This window comes from Pararhizobium sp. P1_E7, from assembly GCF_056405855.1.
In genome coordinates this window covers 1-1591 of record NZ_JBFUBH010000201.1, presented here as the reverse complement: position 1 = coordinate 1591, position 1591 = coordinate 1, and the positions used below count along the sequence as shown (strand labels likewise).

Below are 1591 nucleotides of genomic sequence, written 5' to 3'. Positions count from 1 at the left end.
AGGTCAATCTGAAGAAGGATTTCGACCCAGATTTTACCGGAGGATACGACGATAAGGCCGGCGCCCTGCAGCATGTGGCCGAGAACGTCGCCCGCCTTTCAGCCATGCAGGAAATGCTCTACGCGCAGGATGTCTATTCGCTCCTTATCATTTTTCAGGCCATGGATGCGGCCGGCAAAGATGGTGCAATCCGTCATGTGATGTCCGGCATCAATCCGCAGGGCTGCCAGGTAACAAGCTTCAAGGCCCCTTCTCCTGATGATCTGGATCATGATTATCTCCGCCGTGCGTCAGTAGCTCTGCCGGGCCGCGGAATGATCGGCATTTTCAACCGTTCCTATTACGAAGAGGTCATCGTCGTAAGGGTCCATCCGGAGCTGCTGGTAAAGCAGAAACTGCCGCATCAGGCGCGCGGAAAGGACGTCTGGGAAAAGCGCTTTGACGAGATCAACAATTTTGAGAAATATCTACGCAGAAACGGCACGATCGTCGTGAAATTCTTCCTCAATATTTCGAAGAAGGAGCAGAAGAAACGCTTTCTCTCGCGGATCGACGAGCCCGATAAGAACTGGAAATTTTCATCCGCCGATTTCGCCGAGCGGCAACACTGGGACGACTACCAGAAGGCATTTGAGGAAATGCTATCCAACACCAGCACTGATGCCGCGCCATGGTTCGTGATACCCGCCGACAACAAGTGGTTTGCCCGCCTTACCATATCGGAAGTTATTACCGCGGTCTTCGAAAAGCTCGATCTGAGTATGCCCATCGTCGATGACGCGCGGCGTGCGGAACTACAACTCATCAAAGCCGAACTTTTAGCAGAGACAGAATAGCCAAAGCGATCAACCCAAGGTCGGCATGCGGTTAATGCGGTCCCGGCATTGTTGCGAGTAGTACACCCTGAAGCCGGGGGCGTTGGCTGTGTGCGACTGCAGTTCTATCTAAGTCGGATGCCACGAGGAGGAGGATATGCTGCTGGTTATAGTGACTGCGACAGGGCTGCTTCTTGTCACGATCGTTGTCCACGGCCTTGCTGTCATGCTGCTTTACCGAATTGGAGCACGTCCCCTTGGCCGCACACAAAGTCTCGCACCGCTAGCACGGCTCGGCTGGAGCTACCTGTTCGTCATCGGTTTCGTTATCGCGCATCTGATTGAAATTATGATCTGGGCGCTTGCCTACCGGCTGACCGGCGAACTGCGGGACCTCGAAGAGGCCATCTATTTTTCGGCGATAACTTTCGCGACGATCGGTTATGGCGACGTCACGCTGGAGGGAAAGTGGCGCCTTGCAAGTGCGCTAGAAGGCGTGAACGGAATCTTGCTGTTCGGCTGGACGACGGCGTTCCTCTTTAAGGTTTCCGCCGTCCTGTGGTTCCGTCAGGCACTGGTCAGCGATGATGACCCTGAAAACCTTCCCCCAGAGTAACGCCGCTCCTTGACCTTCCTAGCGCGCATAAACATTTGCGGCACATCGCCGAGCCGTTCGCCGTGGTCGATGAAGGTATCCGCCCAAATGTCGGGTCTCAACCAGCCGAAGAAATCAATGGCATTGGAACGTCATCTGTGGCCATCCCGAACCTCGATAT

2 protein-coding genes are annotated in these 1591 nt (G+C 54.6%); both read left to right on the top strand.

Annotation, left to right across the window (positions count from 1 at the left end; genetic code table 11):
• On the top strand, positions 1-836 hold an 836-nt coding region (locus AC1D17_RS28885; protein ID WP_477568623.1), incomplete at its 5' end, for a polyphosphate kinase 2 family protein.
• Between the two features lie 136 nt (positions 837-972).
• Positions 973-1431 (top strand): potassium channel family protein, encoded by a 459-nt coding sequence (locus tag AC1D17_RS28880; RefSeq protein WP_477568622.1) that lies wholly within the window; start codon positions 973-975, stop codon positions 1429-1431.
• The last annotated feature ends 160 nt before the right edge of the window (positions 1432-1591 follow it).